The organism is Alteribacter keqinensis, assembly GCF_003710255.1.
GTDB lineage: Bacteria > Bacillota > Bacilli > Bacillales > Salisediminibacteriaceae > Alteribacter > Alteribacter keqinensis.
This window is the reverse complement of the sequence record NZ_RHIB01000004.1, coordinates 170,812-190,022: the sequence shown is the minus strand read 5'-3', so window position 1 is coordinate 190,022 and position 19,211 is coordinate 170,812. Positions and strand designations below refer to the sequence as shown.

Here is a 19,211-nt window from a genome sequence, read left to right as displayed (position 1 = left end):
TAGTTATAAAGGAATATTTTAAGCGCTCGGAAGGTTATTTTTTGACTATATCAAAGAAACCTTTTATATTTAATGTATAATATTTGTTCAATAAGTGTTTAACTAATTTATAATTAGGGTACTTGATGAACAGGAGATAATCCTACCAAAAATGAAGGAGTGGTTCTTTTGAAGTTAAAACGTTTAATGACGTCAATGCTGGCTGGTGTAATGGTCTTTTCAATTTTTTCGGTAACAGCTCTTGCTGATGATCATGGAGATGACGATGCCTGGGTACGAATTGTACACGCCTCCCCTGATGCACCGGCTGTTGATGTTACAGTAAACGGTGATGTTGCTGTCGAAGGTGCTGCATTCAAAGACGCTACGGATTACTTAGAGCTCCCTGCAGGTGAGCACGATGTTGCCATATATCCTGCTGGTGAACATGATGAGCCTGTAATCGAAGCGACGCTGGAAGTTGCTGCAGGGCAGGCTTACACAGTTGCTGCAATCAATACCTTAGAAAACCTTGACCTTCATGTCATTGAAGACGAAACATCTTCTTCTGAAGGAATGGCCTGGGTACGCGTAGGCCACTTATCTCCTGATGCACCTGCTGTTGACGTAACAGCCGGCGGTGACGTATTGTTCGCCGGCGCCGAGTTCCCATCTGTAACAGGTTACGAAGAGGTTGAGCCAATGACTGCTGACCTTGACGTACGTGTAGCCGGAACAGAAGATGTTGTTCTTGAACTGCCTGGAACAGAGCTTGAAGGCGACATGCTTTACACAGTTCTTGCTGTAGGCTTTGCTGATGGTGAACCTGGACTGGACACAATCATACTGGCTGATCCTTCCCACGACGCTATGCCTTCTGAAATGCCTGCAACAGGTATGGGTGGCACAGCTGACCAGAGCTCAAGCTACATGGCAGCCGGTATGCTGATTGTTCTTCTCGCATCTGGTGCTTTGTTCTTCTTCTTCCGCAGACCGGCCGTTGAAAATCAATAAACTCTTTCCCTTCGCTGTTCTCCTCGCATTGATAACAGCGTGTGGAACCGGGGACCCTTCTTCTGGAGAAACTGGAGAGGGGGTTTCCTCTTTTCCCGAAGCAGAAGCCACTGAACAGAGCGAAGAAGAGGAACAGCTTGTCCAACCTGCTGAAACGCCCGAACAAAGCGAGGACCCTGAAGGTGCGGAGCCTGTTCAAAGTGTTGCAGTCACCGGCATTGAGCCTGCTTCAATTGAAATTCCTTCTTTAAATATAACTGCTGATATTGAGTCTCTTGGTCTCACAGAAACAGGGGGCATGGACGTGCCTGATGATGGCAAAACCGTCGGCTGGTACAACCGTGGAGCTAAACCCGGTGCCCGTGGCAACGCGGTTCTGGCCGGACACGTGGATGACTACACCGGCCCCGCTGTTTTCTTTGATTTAAAAGACCTGAATGTAGGTGATGAAGTCATTGTTTACGGGAAAGATGAGATTCTCGTTTTTGAAGTGAAAATGATGGAGAGTTACCCCTATGAAAATGCACCTCTCAAACAGATTTTCGGCTACACAAACAGCCAGCGTTTGAACCTGATAACGTGTACCGGGGAATTTGACCGGGAACAGCGTACCCACCGTGAGCGCCTGGTTGTTTATACAGAACTGAAACAGTCCTGAATCCGGGTAACCAAATAGGCCCTGTGAACAGTACGTTGATTAGCCCCCGCCTGTCAACTGGTTCACAGGGCTTTTTTATTTTGGGGTTTTAATCCACTCAGTGACTTTGTAAATCTATTTTCCTGCAACGCCCATCCCCTTCCCTGCCAATCAATTAGTTTGATTTCTAAAGTTTAGGGGAAAGTAGGAATAAGGATTTTTTATGCATCTTTCTTTACGGAATCGCAATTGTTTGATATCGTCATTACTTCAGAATTTTGAAAGGAGGACCATCCGGAGAAAGGTTCCGGATGAACCTAAATGTGAGCAAATACCAATACGAAACGAAGAAACCTAGTATTGTTTTCTACATCTCAGCAACATTGGTAGCCCTTTTCGTATTATGGGGTGCCCTTGGTCCGGCGTCACTGGACGCATTTTCAGGGGAGGCCTTAGGCTTTACACTCGATAACTTCGGCTGGTTCTACATGCTTTCCACAGCCTTTTTCATCGCTTTTGTACTCTTTTTAGCCATTAGTCCGTTTGGAAGACTGAGGCTTGGAAAACCTGATGAGAGACCTGAATATAGTTTTTACACCTGGATCGGCATGCTTTTCTCAGCCGGTATCGGTGTAGGATTTGTTTTCTGGGGTGTGGCAGAGCCCGCTCTTTACTATCTGGATCCCCACCCGGATTTTGCAAATGCAGACATGGCCTCTCAGGCTGATGCAGGCCTGCGCTATGCGGTTTTTCACTGGGCACTCCATCCTTGGGCCATTTTCTCTCTGGTTGCTCTGACACTTGGTTATGTACAGTTTAGAAAAGATCAGCCTGCACTTATCAGCTCTGCCTTCCAGCCTCTGTTAGGAGACCGAACACAAGGAGCGTTTGGAAAAGGTATCGATACGCTGGCTGTACTCGCTACTTCAACAGGGGTTGCGACAACATTTGGTTTAAGTGCCATGCAAATTACAGGGGGACTCTCATACTTAACCGACGGTGCGATTCCCAATACCGGATTTACTAACTTTGTGATTATCTTTATTGTAACGATTTTGTTTATTTTCTCCGCTGCTACCGGAGTAAACAAAGGAATCCGTATTTTAAGTATAATCAACTTAACAATCGCAGCGATCCTGCTCATCTTTGTCATTGCAATGGGACCAACACTTTTCATCGCCGAAAGCGTTGTAACGACAATTGGCGGGTACTTAGCAAATGTAACCCAAATGAGTCTCGATCTTGATCCTTTTGGAGAAGGTGAATGGCTTGGGACCTATACGATTTTCTTCTGGGCATGGCATATTTCCTGGGCTCCGTTTATGGGTATTTTCATCGCAAGAATCTCCCGCGGACGTACAATCCGTGAGTTTGTTGCCGGGGTGTTAATTGTTCCTTCTTTACTTGGAGCAATCTGGTTCACCGCGTTCGGCGGAACGGCACTGGATATGATTATCGGCGGTAACGACCAGCTCGGTGACCTTGTCCTTGATAATGTAGAGGTAGCTCTTTTCGCAACATTAGGTGAGTTGCCTTTGGGAATGATTATGAGTGCCCTGGCTGTACTGCTGATTCTGATCTTCTTTATTACATCAGCAGATTCCGCTTCGTATGTCCTTGGTGCAATGACAAGTAACGGCAGCCTTGAGCCACGCCTTTCCGTAAAAGTAATCTGGGGCTTCCTGATTGCCGGGACAGCAAGTGTGCTATTAATCAGCGGCGGATTGGAAGGCCTGCAAACTGCCTCCATTGTGGCAGCCCTCCCATTTGCAATCATTATGGTTGTTATGATCTTCTCGTTATTGATCATGATGGGACGGGACATAAAAGTGGAACAGAAACGCCGCTCCAAACGTCAGACTAAGCGCGTAAAAGAAGAAGTATACGGTGACATGCATGACAACATGAAAGACCGTGTCTATGAAGACCTGAAAGAAGACATGTATGAAGACATTAAAGAAGAAGTATACGATGATATAAAAGAAGAAGTCTATGAAGATATTAAGGAAGAAGTATACGAAGAATTTAAAGAACGTGTCTACGAAGATCTTCGGGAAGATCTGGGCGACCAGTTAAACGGAGAGCTTGAAACGCCTGAGAGCGAACCGAAGAAACCGGACGTTGATCCTGAAGATAAAAAATAGCAAAAAGGTGTCTCCATCCATTCAGGATGGGGTCTTTTTGTGCGTGTACAGGTGCACAAAGAGTCGTGTTTGATTTCTTCCGGGAGAGCTGGAATCCTTAACATAAATCCGGAAATTCCGGAAATTGTTAATATTCACCCATGAATTCTTAACATTGAGCCGTCATATCTCAAACCAGATAATTAGAACTCCGGCACTTGGTAAAACACAGTGCTTTTTAACATTTGATGCTTATAAGAATCGAATATTTCCTGTTTAAACAAACGTTTATTCAACAGAGCACAATTCGGCAATATCATTTATTTTTCATTATTAACCGGGCAAAAACAATAAAAATAAACCCCCTTTACACTTTCGTTTTAAGGGGGAGTTACTTTTCCGGATTTTTGGAATCTTTATTGTCGTGCCATTTGTTATACTGAATAAACCTGATGTAGTTTCTTACCTCTTCTTTACTCACACCGCTCTCTTTTGCTTCCTTGATAAGTCCGAGCCACTCGTCGTCCAATACTTCAAGAATCGATTCTCTCTCTTCGTCTACCATTAACAGTTCAAGTGGAATCTTCAGTACTTTGGAAAGTTTCTTCAACGTCTCTACGGATGGATTCTTACGTTGATCACGCTCCAGGAAGCTGATATAAGATTTCGCTATTCCGCTCTCTTCAGCCAGTCGTGATATTGAGTAGCCTTTTCTGAGACGATATTTCTTTATACGATTTCCGACTTCTCCCATGCGTATCTATTCACCGCCTTAGCTCGAACATTCGATTTGGTTCATTATATCGAACAAAATACGATTTGTCTATCCTTTCTTGTTCGATATAGGAAACTGAATGTTATAAAAAGAACATTCTTTAGCAGGATGTCCTCTTCCCTCTTTGCCCATACTTTTATTTCCATAATTTTGTATAAAACACTGTGAACATTAGCCTCCCCATCCATTTAATCATCCCAACTGACCGGGCAGTAAAACAAAGAAAAAGGTGCCTCGAAGTCTGTGGCAGACTTTTCGAGACACCTTAGCATTTTACACTTAGCTATCCATTTCTTCTTTCATTTTATCAGTAAAGCCAAATAGGTACGTCAGTGTGAACGCAACACCTGCTGCAATAAGGTTTGCAAGGAGGTAGAAGAAGATCTCAGGCCCCAGGTAGAGAAGTGTTCCCGGTATAACGGTTACAGCCATTCCTGAACCAGCCAGTCCTACAAGTGAGGCGAAGAATCCTCCTGCCGCTCCGCCTACAAGACCCATAATAAAAGGTTTCATATATCGAAGGTTTACACCGAAGATTGCAGGCTCGGTAATACCCAGGAAAGCGGAGAATGATGACGGCAGTGCCAACGCTTTAAGTTTCTTGGATTTTGTTTTTAACCCTACTGCCAGCGCAGCTGCACCCTGTGCGGCAATCGCACAGGAGATAATAGCGTTAAACGGGTTTTCTGCAAGCTCGTTTAACAACTGAATTTCAAGGAAGTTAAAGATGTGGTGCACACCTGTAATAACGATAATCTGGTGAAGTCCACCAATGATCAGACCACTGATACCGAACGGCATGTTCAACAGTGCTGTCGTTGCTGCCATAACTGCAGCTTCCACTGCGTGGAAGACAGGTCCGATAATAAACAGAGCAAGTGTGATCATAATCAGTAACGTCAGGAAAGGTGTAAGAATCAAGTCCAGTGCTTCCGGTACACGCTTTCGAATCCATCTCTCAAGCTTCGCACCTACAAAACCGGCAATGAAGGCTGGAAGTACAGACCCTTGATATCCGATAACCGGGATAAAGCCGAGGAATTCTAATGCAAGATCCGGGTTCTCCGCAACATCCCAGGCGTTAGGAAGTGCCGGACTCACAAGCATCAGACCAAGGACAATACCGATGATCGGACTTCCTCCGAATACTCTGAACGCCGACCAGGCTACAAGCGCCGGCAGAAAGGCAAATGCAGTGTCTGTTAATACTTGTGTGAATAACAGAAAGTTTTCCGAAATATCTTCAGGTGCCAGGCCAAAAACAGCCAGGATTTCTTCCTGGGTAAGCAGGCCGCGAAGACCCATAAATAAACCTGTTGCAACAAGAACCGGGATAATCGGTACAAACACATCACCAAACGTACGGATTGCCCGCTGGAAAGCATTCCCCTGCTTTTTCTGCTGCTCTTTCTGCTCCCCTTTGGAAGACTCGGAAGCACCGAGGTTTATGACCTCTTCGTGAATTCTGTTGACTGTTCCTGTACCGAAAATAACCTGGTACTGACCGGAGTTATAGAAAGCTCCCTTGACCTTATCAATCTCTTCTACTCTTTTCTGATCAATCTTTTCCTTATCATTGACCATGATGCGCAACCGCGTAGCACAGTGAGCAACGGAATCAATGTTTTCTTTTCCGCCGATCGCTTCAATCAGTTCTTCTGCAATTTTACGATTTTCTGACATGGTTAAACCCCTTTCCTCTCATTGAAATTATGTCCAATTCTTTATGTTCCATTCAGGAAGTATGTGCATTATGGAATCGATTCCACAATGATTAAAAGCAATGGAAGCGATTAATGTAATCGATTCCATAAATTATCTTAAACTATCTCTTATCATAAGTCTATAGTCCATCGATAATTTTCTCATTTTACCTGCATTACCGTTAATTTTTTCAAGGAGCAGCTTTGCAGTTTCCATTCCCGCATTTTCATTATTGTAATCCACTGTAGTCAGGGGAGGCGTAATATACGAGGAAATTTCAGATGCGCCTATACCGGCCATAGCCATTTCGTCAGGGACAGAAATATGCTGTTCTTTTAAAAACTCCATGGCACCTATGGCCAGACGGTCTGTTACGGCAAAAGTGGCTGTGGGAACCTCCTTGCTCTCAGAAAGGATCCTTTTCATCGCACGCCTGCCTGATTCAATGTCAAACTTCCCTTTTTGAATCCAAGACTTCTCAACAGCCAGACCTTTTTCATTCATAGCATCGAGGTAGCCTTCTTTCCTGAGATATCCGACAGCACGGTCTGTTTCCGGGACCCCGATGAAACCGATTCGTTTATGACCCCGGTCAATAATGGCATTCGTAAGGTCTTTCGCTGCGTGATAATCATCATAAACGACTGACGGGACATCCGGGATATCCTGGCCGAGTGCAACGAGGGGAACCTTCAATTCCTTTATGGCACTGAGAAGTTTCTGTTGGATATTCGTAGCCAGGAGGATGATCCCATCAACCCGTCTGCTCTCAAGAAGCTTCATCTGTTCAATTTCCTTGTCTACCTGAAGGTTGGCATTGGATAAAAGAATCTGGTATCCCTTTTCTCTTAAAATATCGTCAATCCCATTCACCACTCTGCTCGCTGTTTCCGTACTGATCTTCGGCAGGATCACGCCGATAACCTTCGTTTTTTTTGTCCGCAGGGATTTCGCCTGTTCGCTTGGAATGTATCCCGTCTGCTCAATCGCTTCGAGAACCCGGGATCTCGCTTTCTCACTTACATATCCCGAGTCGTTGAGGACTCTTGACACTGTCGTTCTGGACACATCTGCAAGCTTTGCAATATCCAAAATCGTAACCATCTCTTTCACCTCATTCTGCACCCATTATAGCCACTCTCCTGTAAATAGTAAATAAAGGTCTCAATAAGCTCGTCCTGGACCAGGACTTTAGATGAAGCCTGCTTTTCCTGCGGTTCCCTCCTTTGTACGGAAAGCAAACAAAACAGGCAGCCGGATGGCTGCCTGTTTTAAAAGGGGGAATAGAAATGTCACTTCAAGTGTCTAGCGGATTTCCAGATCGAGTCCTGACTGCTCAATCAAGGTACGTGTATCTTCCCACACCTCACCAAGCTGACTCAGCGGCATGTCATGGGTTTTGTAATCATCAATGGATGCTGCACCTTCAACCGCTTCTACTTCAGGGTTAATCGGTACTTCAAGAGAGTTATATGAGAACTCACGCTGGTTTTCGTTTTCAAGGATCCAGTCCAGGAAAACTTCAGCGCTGTGCTGGTTTGGGTTGTCAGCAATATAACCAATACCTGCTGCGTTTACAACCGCTCCCATTTCATCATCTCCCTGGTCGGGATAGATGACACCTACGTTATTGTCCGTTGGCTCTTGAAGCTGCTGGTGATAATAGTAGTTGTTTACAAGACCGAATTTGAATTCTCCGGAGCCGACAGCACGGCGGATGTCTCCGTGTCCTTCAAGGATGGTGCCAGCATTTTCACTGATTGCCTCCAGCCATTCACTTGTTTTTTCGTCTCCCCATTCCTGACGGAGAGCCGACACATGACCGATCATTCCACCGTTACCACCGCGGGTAATGGCAAATTCGTCTGCATACTGCTCATCCGTAAGATCCCAGATGTTTTGCGGCATCTCGTCCTCTGAGATAAGGTCCTTGTTGTACATTAATACACGTGTACGGGCCGAAAGGGCAAACCAGGAGTTATCGTCAGCCCGGTAGTTTTCATCAATTGATTCGATATTCTCAGGATCTGATTCCTGAAGGAGTCCTTCCATTTTCAAGTGCTCCAGGGCACCAACATCGTTGGAAATGAAGATGTCTGCCGAGATATTTCCAGCTTCTGCCTCTGTCTTCAAACGGTTGATTGCATTATCATCACCGTGAAATGCCTGAACTTCAATGCCTGTATCTTCTTCAAACTTTGCCAGAAGTTCGTTAACAAAAGTTTCGTTACGGGATGAATAAACAACCAGTTCTCCTGTTTCCTCAACAGCTGCGTCATCCTCAGATCCGTTATCTCCATCTGCAGATCCCTCTTCATTATCAGAACCGCAAGCCGCAATCCCAAGAGCCATAAGGGCCAGTGACCCTGTCATAAACCACTTCTTCATTATGCTTCCTCCTATGTGTATGTAGTGATAATGATTATCAATCTCGCAACTCTAATGATAAGGCGATTGAGAATCATTGTCAATTACTTTTTTATAAAAAACTTTTTTAAAAATCTGTTTTCGGAAACATTATTGCTTTGTCAATATTAATGATGGAGCAAAAGGCGGTGATGCCCGCGGAAAGCGTCCGCCTGTAGCTGAATTTACTTGGTAAAAGCAACAATCTATACGAAAACAGCTTAGTCCTCACAGGTATAAACGACGGGACATTAATAAAGCGCTAACTCCACACACCACCATAAATCACTTGATTAAAAGCCCAATCTGAAAAAAACAGGCATATTACCTCCATCACTTGTCCAGTCTCTTTTTCTCTTTGCACATAGGTTATCAGTGAGAGGTAAGATACTTCTCAAATAAACAAACGAGGAGGAGAAAACATGGGCTACTACAACGGAAACGGCTTCGCTTTAATTCTTGTGCTGTTCATTCTTTTAGTAATCATCGGCTGCTCTTGCTTTAACGGTTAAGAGTAAGCTCCGCCCCCCAACTCAACTTGCCACCCAAACCTAAAGCAACCTCCTTTGCTTACTTTGTGTGTATCAGGTAAATGACGACAACCTTGCAAAACCAGACATTCGTGGTATTCCTTTAACTCTCAAGTGGACGCCGACTTGGGAGATCCCCTCAAAATGGTGAAAAGGGAGTGATAAAAAGATGTATAATAACACATTCGCTTTTGTGGTTGTAATCTTTATACTGCTTGTTATTGTAGGCTGCACTTGTAACTTTTAGTCAGCCGGACTCCCCTCCCAAAAAGCCCGCTCCCCCGGCGGGCTTTTTATATTGTCCCGGATCTCAAAAAAGCATCCATACATGAAAAAAGTACCCATACCTTATACTGATTCTTCAGGATTATCCTACTTTTTTATAGCCCTTTTTAGCCAAATTGATTGAGTTTCCTTTCATTTGGAAAGGAATTTTCATACAATTAGGAAAGCAGTATGCAGTCGGACACTATAAAAGAATGAGGGATTGGATGAACACAGTTATCTCTAAGTTTGAACAGTTGACTTCTTTTTTTAATCACCTGAAGCAAATAGACGACGAAACGTTCTATGAACCAATAGGTGAAGACAAGTGGTCAACAGCTGCAATTGTTGCACATTTTCACTACTGGGATCAAATCATTTCCGAGGAGCGGCTTCCTGGTATGAAAAAAGGCGAAGTCCTGCCCAGTTTGAAGAAACGCGTAGAATTAGTAAACAAAGATGCAGAGCAATTCTCTAAAACCATTCCAAAACATACACTCCTGAATAAAGCTATCGTATCCCGCCTTAAACTCGCCGAACAACTGCACTCAGCAGAGTTGTCTGTATCCTTTTCTGTGGGGGAGACTTCCTACACATTATTGGAATACATTGAAGATCTGTGCAAACACGATGAGAATCACGTAAAAGAGGTCGCAAGTTTCTTATACTCTTCTTACATCGGCGAAAGTATCCATTCTCTGCAAATGAAGCATTAGCACATACATTGTTCCTCTCTATCCAGAGAGGTTCTTTTTTTGCTTTTCAGGATGTTCGCACATTTAAGATGAGCCGTTGGTTTTGACTATACCCTTTCATTTTCTTTTCATAGACTATCATGTCACCAGAATTTCATTTGAAAGGAGGCGGTCATATGGAAACCAATAAAAAGCTGCTAGCTATGCTCGTAGAAAAGACATTCAAAAAACATGGTGTAAAAAACGTCCAATCAAACCTTACAAAGGAACAAAAAGTAAAGCTCCGGTCCATTGTTAAAGAAATGGAACAGGAGGTAAAAGCGTTCGTTGAAAAGGCAGAAAAAAAAGAAGTCCATCAGGGAAACCCTCAAAAATCTGCTCCCTCCGAAGTCAATCCCCCATCCTTTTCTGAAACAACAGAAGGTAAACCCTATGTCTACCGCAAAAAAAATAGAAAAAATAGATAGAGTAACCGGATAGTTTGTCCAACCAAATCTTTGCACTCTTCATACTCTGGTAATGAAAGGAGGTGAAGTCATGAAAGGTTACTATGTAAATAATGGAAGACCAGTAGGGTGCAACTTTTCCCAGTCTCCCAACAGCTATTATGGAGGTGGCTGGAGTCCTATGAGTGGGAAACCTCATCCACTAAGCTGCTGTAAGAAAGAAGGTAGCGGCGACACCATTCAAAACAAGACAACTCAGTTGTCTGAAGAGCTTATTGTTGTGCGCAACTCCTGTGATGTTACTGTAACAACTACCGACACAAAAGCAGCTGTCAACCTTCAGGCCGCTCTTCAGGCAGCCATTGTGATCCTGATCAGCATTTCTGTTGCTGACTCTGATCAAGCGGAAAGAATTACTGACGACTTAATGCAGTCTGTGAAGTCAAAACAAATCTCCTACCAGCAAGTCATCATTGAAGGCTCAAAAAATGTTAACGTTACTACTACAGACACTCAAATCCTCATCAACATCCAGCTTCTCGTTCAACTTCTTATTCTCGTCTCCGCCCAGCTTAACATCGCCTAATTCAACAGTATGTCAAAATGACCTTCTTAGACCGACCGGGTACAAGCCCGCCTTTTCCCGACGGCTTAGAAGGTTTTTTTACATAAAAGCAGGAGTTTTCACCTTCCGTCCGTAAGTAATGAAAGAGTCTATTTATTTAAAGGAGTGATGGTGATGAAATTGGAGCAGTTAACCATTCGTGATTCCTCTAGATCGTTGCTGAAAGAAACATTTGAAGGTCCGGCTAAGTCAGGAAGTTTCTTCACCAATACCGAACCTGATACCGGATTGCTTGGAACTATTGAGAGAATCAACGCCCGGGAAGCATCAATGATTCTTCCTTCTTCTGAAGCATCTATCGCCGCTCATGTGCACCACACACTCTATTTCCTGCAAGTATCTGCTGCTCATATTTTAAAAGAAGATCGTCATGTTGACTGGGGAATAAGCTGGAAAATTCATGAAGTTGATGAGGCAACCTGGCAGGCATTCAAAAGCCAGCTTCGGGAGGAATACGAAAATTATCTCAGCCTTCTTGATCACATTGATTTTTCCGGAGAGCAGGTCGAACAGGTCATGGCCTCTCTTGCACATTCTGCCTATCACCTTGGTGCTCTCAGACAGCTGGTCAATCAACTGTAGATCATTAGAGGGCAATGAAATGACTTCAATAAAACGGGCTGCCTCCTTCTCTCAGGAGACAGCCCTTCTGTATTTTATGCTAGAGAACTAAATCAGATGGTGCATCTTTAACGACTACAATGACTTTTCCTTCGTCCAGCTTCTCTTCAAGGCTGTGAGCTTTGTCGCTTGAAAAACCAAGTTCTTCAAATTGGGCACGGAGCTCGTCCCCTTTTTTACGGAAAACGTTTTTAACAGATGTATCCAAACCTTGCTGCTTCAGGCTGACTGTGTTTGCGTCTGCGTTATCTGCAACACGGTCAGTACGATCATCGTCATGTGTCAGGATAAACACGTTATCATCGTCTACCCCTTTACTTTTTAACGTTTCAACAGCACTTACAACTTCTTCGTCATTGTAAAACTCTTTGTATAATGGTTCCATCTTATATCGCCTCCTGGAATTTGAAATACCCGGTACATCTTTTTTTCAAACAATCAGATCACGAAAATTCCATGACAAGTCTGTTACAACAGGTTGCATAAGTGGTCTCAAAATAGGTCACAGCAGATTGGCAATGGCTGCGCACGCTGCTCGCCCGGCAGGAGAAAACCCACACCTTCCGGGCTCTTTAAAGAGGGCGGCGTCTCCGCTCATTGCTTCGAGTAAAACTCAAAAGGTAAAAGCGACCTTTTGAGTTTTACTCTTATTTTCTTTTTTTGTCGTACTGCATATAAGCCACAGTTGTCTGGAGATACTCTTCTACCCCATACTTGCCGTCAGCTCCGCCAAGTCCTGATTGACGCCACCCTGCATGGAATCCCTGAATGGCTTCAAAATGCTCACGGTTAACAAAGACTTCTCCAAATTTGAGCTCATTAACAGCACGCATAACCTCGTGATAATTCTCTGAGAAGATGGATGAAGAAAGCCCGTAATCGGAATCATTGGCAAGTTCTATCGCTTCGTCAAGATCACTGAAAACAGCGATTGGCAAAACAGGTCCGAAAATCTCTGATTGCATGATGTCCATTTCCTGTTTCACACCGGTAATCACGGCTGGCTCAAAGAAAAAACCTTTTTCCAAATCTGCCCGTTTCCCTCCAATGAGAACATCGGCTCCATCTTTCTTTGCTTTTTCTACCGCTTCTTCTACCTCTTCAAGCTGGTCTTTACTTACAAGAGGGCCAAAGTCCACCTCCTCTTCCAGAGGATTACCAAACGAGAGGTCACGCATTTTCGTCGTCACTTTATCAATAAAGGCATCCGCCATCGACTCGTGTACATACACACGCTCTGCATTTGTACATACCTGTCCTGCATTAATAATCCTGGATTCGATGACCTTTTCGGCTGCAAGGTCAAGGTCTGCATGCTCTGTTACAATGGCAGGAGCTTTCCCGCCAAGCTCCAGGTTCACTTTGATGATTTCTTCTGAAGCCGCCTCCATCACTTTTGATCCGGCAGGGAAGCTTCCTGTTAAACTTACCATTCCGACTTTATTATTAGATGACAGCTCTTTACCAACAGACGATCCTGATCCCGTAATCAGGTTAAAGACCCCTTTTGGAAGACCTGCATGTTCGTGTAGCAGCTCTGTGAATTTAATCGCAGTAAGAGGTGTCTGCTGACTTGGCTTTATGACAACCGTACAGCCGGTCACGATTGCCGGAGCTACTTTTCTTGCTAAAACCATCATCGGAAAGTTCCACGGAACAATACCAGTGACTACACCGATTGGTTTTTTCAGCACGATAATGTTTTCGTCCGGATTGTCGCTTGGTACAACGTCACCTTCGATCCGTCTTGCCCAGCCGGCCATATATCTGAAATAGTCAACAGTCATCTGGATTTCCCCGGTGGAAAGAGCAAGCGTTTTACCCTGCTCTTCAGTAAGGAGTCTGGCGAATGATTCTTCGTTTTCTTCGAGCTTGTCTGCGATAACATTCAAATATTCCGCACGTTCGGAAGCAGGTTTGTGTGCCCAGCTTTTCTGAGCTTCGCAGGCAGCATCGATTGCTTTTTCCACATCATCTTCGTTGCCATTTACCACCTGCCTGATCGTCTCTTCTGTAGCAGGATTGATAACATCAATCATCTCCTCTGATCCGCTTTCCACAAACTCGCCGTTAATATAGATCGAATTCGTCAAACCAAACACCTCCGTATTTTACTTACAATTTGTTAGTTATCACCCTTTTCTTTTACCCGATCCTGTACTGTTAAAACAACAGAGGTTTTGAAATTCTTTGTACCCACGGCTCCTTTCTGCTGGTTTTAAAGGTGTCTCTCTCAGAGGGTCTCTTGTACATCGTCTCTTTCTCTTTTTGGAAGAATTATTCGGATTATCGGTAGAATTGTCAGCTTTTCCTGCAGAATTAATGCCCTTATCCGCAGAATTCAGAGGAGTATCTGAAGAATCACTTCCCTGCTCCTGAACTCTCTCTTTGGAACCCTATTTGATAAAAAAGAAACGGTCTTAAAGAAGGGTAGCTTGCGCCCCTCTTTAAAACCGTCTTTTTTCAGCCCTTATTTACTTCTGGTTCTCCGTACAGACTGTTAATCGTGTCTATATTCATAAACCCCTTCACTGCCCAGTGGCTTCTTACGTTAAATTCTTTGCACACTTGTTTTATTTTATTGTTGTCAAGGGTGCCGCCCTCTGTTTCAAGGATCTGAGTGGCACGATACAGCATACCGCTTCTTACGATCATTTTGGAATTCAAGCTACTGGAAATACGCTTTACAGGTTCCAGGTCCCGTATCATTTCGATCCTGTTGTAGATTGTGTACTGACTCACCTTTTTATCATGCTTTCGGTTTGTCTTACCAGTTTTCAGGACAAATTCAGTTTCATCTGATCCTGGCATTTCCACCGTTGTTTTCACGTTCTTGGTCTGGGCCATATCCCCGTTCTTTTTAACATATTCGTTTTCCTGGTGCGCCTCTTCAATCAGCGCGATGGTCTCGGCATCAAGTTTGACAGAGCGGGGACAGTCCGGGTTTTTATCGTCAGTCACAACGACCTCTCGCTCCGCTTTGTCTACATCATGAATCGTTAAATTTCTGATTTCTGATACTTCCGTCCCCTGTACACTGAAGAACAGCAGTTTGATAATAATCGCGTCCTGTTTATTAACAAGAGCACTTACAATTTTATCCACATCGCCCTTCGTTAAAAAAGCAGTTACCTTTTTTCTGTTTTCTGTTGTATTTGTTTTTTGAATACACATATAACCTCTAACCCCTATTATAAAATCTTTGCTATTCTTATTCTTACATTTTAAATACATATTTTCCACTATAAAGCTTTTACGATCAAACAATTTCAGCTGCAGGTAATATTCCTGATTTCACCATATTGAGGCACACTTGATGATGAAGGGGCTTAGCAATATAATATCCCTGTATTTTTTCACAGCCCATTTTTTCAAGCATGTGCAAATGATCTTTTGTTTCCACACCTTCAGCAACGACTTCAAGGCCAAGCTTATGTTTCATCGTAATAAGAGAATGGACGAGCGTATAGTGTTCGTTGTCCTGCTTCATCTTCTGTAAAAACAGACGGTCCAGCTTAACCCCGTCCAATGGCAGACGCATAATATAATTTAGCGAACTGTATCCTGTGCCGAAATCATCAAGATAAACTGCAACGCCCATTTCCTTAAGCTTTTCAATGGATTTGACCGTTTCCTTCTCTCTTCTCATGAGAGTCGTTTCTGTGAGCTCAATTGTCATCCATTCCGGGCTGAACCCTGTTTGAGTCAGTCTGTCTTTTACAAATAGGTGGATGTCAGTCTGTTCAATATGTTTCATGGACAAATTTACCGACAGTCTTACAGGCTCGGCCAGTGACTCATTCCACTTTTTCACTTCTTCACATGCCGTTGTCACTACCCATTCTTCCAAATGAGCAATCTCACCGATATCTTCAGCGGTCGGTATAAATTCCCCCGGTGAAATCAGGCCCAGTTTGGGATGTTCCCACCTTACCAGGGCTTCGACTGCCTCTATCCGGGCTGAGACTGTATTAAGAATCGGCTGATACACGAGGAACAGCTCGTCGTTTAAAATGGCATGGGGCAGGCCTTTTTCCAGCACCTTCTTTCTCTCCAGACGTTCTTTCATTTCCGGTTTGAACAATTGAATCTGGTTTCTGCCATTATTTTTTGACTGGAACATAGCGTAGTCTGCATAACTCACAATTGCAGCCGGCTTTTCATCTGCTATGGAATGAGCGAAGCCAATACTCGGTGTCATGTAGCACAGTCTGCCCCCTACTTGAATAGGTTCCGAAAAGTCGTCAAGGAATTTCCGGCAGGCATTGACTAATGCCTCTTCATCTTCTCCCGAATAAATCATTGCAAATTCGTCCCCGCCGATCCGGGCTATGGAAAAGGGTCTTAAAAACCGGTGCTTCATTCGTCTTGCCAGCTCTTTCAGCAACAGGTCACCGTAATCGTGTCCGTAAATATCATTGATCCGTTTAAAGTGGTCAAAATCAATCATCACGATGGAAAAGGGATGATTAATTTCCTCCAGTTCAACAAAGAATCCCCTGCGGTTTTTCAAGCCAGTCAGGTCGTCGTGAAAAGCGAAGTGCTGGATTTGCTCCTGATACTTTTTAGGATCGGTCTGATCTTTCAAGATAGCATAAGCAGCCGTCTGACCTTCAAACTCCAACGGCAGAAGTGTCACCTGAAAATAACGGTCATCTGCCGTATACAGATGAAACTCACTCCCGATTCCATCAAATGCCTGCTTGAGGTAGCTTTTTACCTTAACGTATGTGCGGCTTTTCAATACATCCTTGAGCGCAAGGGAAGGAGGCAGCGTCGCCTCTGTCTGGTTAAGCGTCTGCCTCGCCGTTTCATTCATTCTGATAAAGCGTTCTTCCTGATCAATAGCAAAAACAGCATCCGGATGATTAAAGAACAAAGAATGGTACTCTGCACGGTTTGTCAGAAGTGCAAGCTTTGTTTTTTTACGCTGGTTATCTCCTAACAGGTCCGGTACCAGGATGAGAACAATGAGCGCAACAATATTGATCAGAAGGGCAAAAAAGATCGAGTCAAAGGTGAGGGTTAAATTCGTCAGTTCCTTTCCCACTGTAAGAGAAGCTTTAATCACATTCGGTATACTGGCTAAGGCAATACCGATGGTGACAGCGCCGGCAAAATGCCATTTTTTTATTTCATCAAGTTCTGTTTCATTATTCAGGATCAGGAGAAACCGAAGTACGGCCCCTGCTATGCATCCGACCAGCAGGTAACTGTAAGTCAGAATCAATCCGTTGATATCAAGGGTGTCTGCAAAAGTAAGCATGTACAGTGTGACATCAAGTGTAAATATTAGCGTCCCTATAATAAAACTGCCCAGGAGGAACTGAATTGATGAAATTTCTATTTTTGCTCCCATAGCCAATGCAACCCAAAGAGCCGCACAGGTGAGAGGTACCGTTAAAACCATAAGAAGAATGGTCGTTTCCGTTAAGGTAACGGTCCTTTCAGATAACAGAATCAGAGGGTGGACAACCCAGAAACTGATCCCATAAATGACAACAATTCCAAGCTGCTTTTTCCTCGTGTAATCCTTGAATGCCAGGCGGTGTGTAATACACATAAAGCATGTACAGATACATAACAGATACGCAACGGCGAGGGTTACCATTGCCAGCTGATCGGGTATAATAAAATCCAACATGACTTTCCTCCTGATTCTTAAGGCATGATATCTTTCATTTTATCACAATATTCACCAAATTTTGCGTACGATTTATGACTAATTCTAAATTGCTGGTAAAAGTATAATCGGTTTGACTATGGAAATAAGATTCGGCTAAAAAACAAAAAAAGAGATGTCCCCGTGCCGCTGCACAAAAACATCTCATATATTTATTCAAATATCCTCTAAAGGTTTTTGGTTTTTTTACTGTTGAAACGATAGCCGGACTGCTTCATAAGCATCTGCATATCCTGCACCCGCTTCCCACGACGCCCTTCCTTCCATCTCAGACGCTGTGTCCTGAAGGATTGTTTTCACCTCGTCCGGCGAAAGATCAGGATTTGCTTCAAGCATCAATGCAACAATACCGGCTACGTGAGGGGTTGCCATTGATGTTCCGCTCATGGTTGTGTAGTAAGGGATATGCTCAAGGTCAATGTATTCCAGGTCTTTTTCAATCGCTAAAGCAGAAAGAGGAGCAATGACCCGTGTGGAGATGATATCCACTCCAGGGGCTGTGAGTGTCGGCTCATCTTTCCACTCCCATTCTTCGCCGGCAATTTCAAAAGAGCCGCCTTTACCTTCTGTTCCCCGTGAAGAGAAATCAGCCAGGGTACCATCTTTGTTACCTGCAGCTACTGAAATCACCCACGGCGCTTTTGCATAAGGGTTATGGGTATTCTCTTCGGGTCCTTCGTTACCTGCTGCAAACAAGACAACAATACCGGCATCATACGCTTGTTTACTTGCAATGTTAATCGGGTGGAAAGGATCGAAGTCTCCAGATGATCCCCATGAGTTAGTAATCACCTGAATACCATAGCGTTCCTGGTTGGCAAGGGCATAGTCAAAGCCGCCGATCCCATCCAGCATAAGAATGACTGCGCCAGATCCGTATCCAATGAGGTCTGCCCCTGGAGCAACACCTTCGTATTTACCATCAGACTTTGCACCCGTTCCTCCAACCGTACCTGCTACGTGTGTTCCGTGACCGGAATTCGTATCCGTGTTTGGTACGTTCTCCAGATAGGTTACAGGTAAAATTCCGCTCAAGCTGTTCAAGTTGAATGTCCCAAGAACATTTTGTACAAGATTATCTCCGAATTTATGATCCTCATGTGTGCCGTCCACACCGCTGTCATTGACGAGAACACCGACACCTTCACCGGTAACAGGAAGGCCGCCGTTGTTTTCTTTGAATCCTTCATCACTTCGCACTTCATCCACTCTCGTTATGTCTCTTGAGTCGGCGTTATAATACGTAAGTTCTTCGTTCAGGTAGACAGATAAAACATCATCCATTTCAGAAAGAGCATCTACCTGGTCTTTTGTTACAACTGCCCCTGCCATCGGCAGATTTTCGAAGGTTAATAAGTCAGTTAAGCCGATGCCTTGAAGGAGTGCCAGTTCACTTTCTGCCAGTGCTTCATCACCGTGAAAAGTAATAATAACTTCAGCAAGTTCTGCCCCCTCTAGTTTTTCCATTAACTTGGAATCAAGTACCGGATCCAAGGATAGGAGCGGTCCTGTTATCGCCTTGCTTGTTGTGCCCGCGGGGAAAAACAGGGCAAGCACCAGGACCAGTGAAACCGCGCCTTTTATTAAGTTTTTCATAAACGTCCTTCCCTTCATACGTAGTGTAAATTTAGTATGAAGGTTTAGAATTTTCTTTACAATTAAGCAAAAGAGGTAAATTATTGACGAACAATACTACTTTTGAATTAGCC

General features: G+C 44.0%; 18 protein-coding genes. 9 read left to right on the top strand and 9 right to left on the bottom strand.

Features of this window, described 5'->3' with window-relative positions; translation table 11 throughout:
- Positions 1-168: 168 nt before the first annotated feature.
- From EBO34_RS19555 to EBO34_RS19545, 3 genes are all read left to right on the top strand, one after another.
- On the top strand, positions 169-993 hold the full coding sequence (locus tag EBO34_RS19555) for a DUF4397 domain-containing protein (protein WP_236784867.1): 825 nt from the start codon (positions 169-171) through the stop codon (positions 991-993).
- Positions 980-1,651 carry a class F sortase gene (locus EBO34_RS19550; protein ID WP_183163962.1) on the top strand — a complete coding sequence of 224 codons (672 nt, stop codon included), beginning with the start codon at positions 980-982 and terminating at the stop codon, positions 1,649-1,651. The genes EBO34_RS19555 and EBO34_RS19550 overlap by 14 nt, the downstream gene beginning before the upstream one ends.
- Before the next feature lie 290 nt (positions 1,652-1,941).
- On the top strand, positions 1,942-3,774 hold the full coding sequence (locus EBO34_RS19545; protein WP_122901783.1) for a BCCT family transporter: 1,833 nt from the start codon (positions 1,942-1,944) through the stop codon (positions 3,772-3,774).
- A gap of 370 nt (positions 3,775-4,144) precedes the next feature.
- Here EBO34_RS19545 and EBO34_RS19540 read toward each other — a convergent pair whose 3' ends face one another.
- The 4 genes from EBO34_RS19540 to EBO34_RS19525 all read right to left on the bottom strand — a co-directional run bounded on the left by EBO34_RS19540 (position 4,145) and on the right by EBO34_RS19525 (position 8,620).
- Positions 4,145-4,507 carry a helix-turn-helix domain-containing protein gene (locus EBO34_RS19540; RefSeq protein WP_122901781.1) on the bottom strand — a complete coding sequence of 121 codons (363 nt, stop codon included), beginning with the start codon at positions 4,505-4,507 and terminating at the stop codon, positions 4,145-4,147.
- Between the two features lie 300 nt (positions 4,508-4,807).
- Positions 4,808-6,211, bottom strand: a complete 1,404-nt coding sequence (locus EBO34_RS19535) for a sucrose-specific PTS transporter subunit IIBC (protein ID WP_122901780.1) — start codon at positions 6,209-6,211, stop codon at positions 4,808-4,810.
- A 132-nt stretch (positions 6,212-6,343) separates the two neighbouring features.
- Positions 6,344-7,336 (bottom strand): LacI family DNA-binding transcriptional regulator, encoded by a 993-nt coding sequence (locus EBO34_RS19530; RefSeq protein ID WP_122901901.1) that lies wholly within the window; start codon positions 7,334-7,336, stop codon positions 6,344-6,346.
- A gap of 201 nt (positions 7,337-7,537) precedes the next feature.
- Complete coding sequence (locus EBO34_RS19525; protein ID WP_122901778.1) at positions 7,538-8,620, bottom strand: extracellular solute-binding protein; 1,083 nt, start codon at positions 8,618-8,620, stop codon at positions 7,538-7,540.
- A gap of 440 nt (positions 8,621-9,060) precedes the next feature.
- Between EBO34_RS19525 and EBO34_RS19520 the strand changes: the two genes are divergently transcribed.
- From EBO34_RS19520 to EBO34_RS19495, 6 genes are all read left to right on the top strand, one after another.
- Positions 9,061-9,150, top strand: coding sequence for a YjcZ family sporulation protein (locus EBO34_RS19520; protein ID WP_122901775.1), 90 nt, complete (start codon positions 9,061-9,063; stop codon positions 9,148-9,150).
- A gap of 187 nt (positions 9,151-9,337) precedes the next feature.
- Positions 9,338-9,415, top strand: coding sequence for a YjcZ family sporulation protein (locus EBO34_RS19515; RefSeq protein WP_122901899.1), 78 nt, complete (start codon positions 9,338-9,340; stop codon positions 9,413-9,415).
- A gap of 244 nt (positions 9,416-9,659) precedes the next feature.
- Positions 9,660-10,148, top strand: coding sequence for a hypothetical protein (locus EBO34_RS19510; protein ID WP_122901773.1), 489 nt, complete (start codon positions 9,660-9,662; stop codon positions 10,146-10,148).
- 155 nt (positions 10,149-10,303) lie between these two features.
- Positions 10,304-10,594 (top strand): hypothetical protein, encoded by a 291-nt coding sequence (locus EBO34_RS19505; protein WP_122901772.1) that lies wholly within the window; start codon positions 10,304-10,306, stop codon positions 10,592-10,594.
- A 70-nt stretch (positions 10,595-10,664) separates the two neighbouring features.
- Positions 10,665-11,159 carry a spore coat protein gene (locus tag EBO34_RS19500; RefSeq protein ID WP_249414159.1) on the top strand — a complete coding sequence of 165 codons (495 nt, stop codon included), beginning with the start codon at positions 10,665-10,667 and terminating at the stop codon, positions 11,157-11,159.
- 153 nt (positions 11,160-11,312) lie between these two features.
- On the top strand, positions 11,313-11,780 hold the full coding sequence (locus tag EBO34_RS19495; protein ID WP_122901770.1) for a hypothetical protein: 468 nt from the start codon (positions 11,313-11,315) through the stop codon (positions 11,778-11,780).
- A gap of 79 nt (positions 11,781-11,859) precedes the next feature.
- On the opposite strand, the gene EBO34_RS19490 is transcribed toward EBO34_RS19495, so the two are convergent.
- The 5 genes from EBO34_RS19490 to EBO34_RS19470 form a co-directional block, all read right to left on the bottom strand.
- Positions 11,860-12,204, bottom strand: coding sequence for a YflT domain-containing protein (locus EBO34_RS19490; protein ID WP_122901768.1), 345 nt, complete (start codon positions 12,202-12,204; stop codon positions 11,860-11,862).
- Positions 12,205-12,466: 262 nt separating this feature from the next.
- On the bottom strand, positions 12,467-13,921 hold the full coding sequence (aldA, locus tag EBO34_RS19485) for an aldehyde dehydrogenase (RefSeq protein WP_346725817.1): 1,455 nt from the start codon (positions 13,919-13,921) through the stop codon (positions 12,467-12,469).
- A gap of 361 nt (positions 13,922-14,282) precedes the next feature.
- Positions 14,283-14,993, bottom strand: a complete 711-nt coding sequence (locus EBO34_RS19480; protein WP_122901764.1) for a phage lytic cycle repressor MrpR family protein — start codon at positions 14,991-14,993, stop codon at positions 14,283-14,285.
- Between the two features lie 85 nt (positions 14,994-15,078).
- A complete protein-coding gene (locus EBO34_RS19475; protein WP_122901762.1) occupies positions 15,079-17,463 on the bottom strand; it encodes a putative bifunctional diguanylate cyclase/phosphodiesterase in 2,385 nt (794 codons plus the stop codon).
- 225 nt (positions 17,464-17,688) lie between these two features.
- Positions 17,689-19,098, bottom strand: a complete 1,410-nt coding sequence (locus tag EBO34_RS19470) for a S8 family serine peptidase (protein WP_122901760.1) — start codon at positions 19,096-19,098, stop codon at positions 17,689-17,691.
- Positions 19,099-19,211: the final 113 nt, after the last annotated feature.